At 65.4% G+C, this 208-nt stretch carries 1 protein-coding gene; it reads right to left on the reverse strand.

Going from position 1 to position 208, the window contains the following annotated elements; genetic code table 11:
- Positions 1–208: hypothetical protein (locus tag DSY14_RS28565; protein WP_211719662.1), on the reverse strand; the 208-nt coding region annotated here is incomplete at both ends.

The following is a 208-nucleotide window of genomic DNA, read 5'->3' on the forward strand; positions in this document are numbered from 1 at the left end:
GGCGGTGACCGCCAGGACAGTGTTCTGGTGGTCCAGGGTGTAGTGGAACCGCTCGTCGCCGTCCCAGGCCACCATCGAGATCAGCTCACCATTGGCATCGCGGACGAAACTGGTGCGCTCGCCGTCGGAGGCGATGTTGGTGACACCCAGGGCGGTGTTGGACAACTGGCGGTCGATGCGCTCACCGTCGAGGACGTCGGTGATGCCG

The sequence above is a fragment of the Nocardiopsis sp. MG754419 genome, assembly GCF_018207095.1.
Taxonomy (GTDB): Bacteria; Actinomycetota; Actinomycetes; order Streptosporangiales; family Streptosporangiaceae; genus Nocardiopsis.